Source organism: Sphingomonas sp. 179-A 2A2 NHS, assembly GCF_045371305.1.
In the GTDB taxonomy this organism is placed as follows: Bacteria; Pseudomonadota; Alphaproteobacteria; order Sphingomonadales; family Sphingomonadaceae; genus Sphingomonas.
On sequence record NZ_JBIQDE010000044.1, the window covers coordinates 1 to 749 of the forward strand.

Annotated in this window: 1 pseudogene; it reads left to right on the top strand. The window is 65.8% G+C overall.

The features are described 5' to 3' along the window. Window positions 1-464 precede the first annotated feature (464 nt). Window positions 465-749: pseudogene (locus ACH0AE_RS17925) on the top strand (hypothetical protein); the annotation flags it as partial.

Below are 749 nucleotides of genomic sequence, written 5' to 3' on the forward strand. Positions count from 1 at the left end.
GTGAATCGGCGCGCGGGGCCACGCACGACGCCGACTAATTGATACCTGAAAGCACGAAGTGTTGGCGCAATTCCTACTCGAAAGCACGAATTGAAGCGCGATTTCCTACTCGAAAGCACGAAGTGGTGACGGGTTTTACTGCCGATCCGGGGCAGTTTTTCGCATTTCCTACTCGAAAGCACGAACCGTAGACGCTTCCGATGTTGGAATTAACCTGCGACATTGCCGCTGAGCACGCCGGCATCGGGCCGGCGACATAGCGGAGCGGCCGTGACCACATAAAGGAAAGCCCGGCACGAAGGCCGGGCATCCCAGAAGTAGATGGAGCGACGTCGCCAAACGTCGATCCGGAGCAACACCATGTGCTCCCTCCAGATACGCTGGAACCCCGAGCGGTTCAAGGATGCGCGTTTCGCGCCACGCCCTCTTTTTGTCCTGTGTCCCGGCCCCGATGGGGATGGAAGATGACGGCGTTTACCCTGGGGGAAGCGACGGCGATCGCGCTCGGCCGCGTGCGCGCGGGTCGGACGGTAGATCACGGGACGGGCGCGGTGCCCGGCCTGGCGGGGGTGCGCGTGCGGGCGCCCGCACGCAGCGGCGCGCCGCATCCGACCGGCGCGCCGATCCGCCGCGACAGCATCGAGGCGGGGACGTTCGAGGCGCATTTCTTCGTCGTGCCCGCGAAGGGCGAGCCTGACCGGCTGGTGCGCATGGCGCGCGCCGCGCTCGACGCCGGGCGCCGGCTGAAG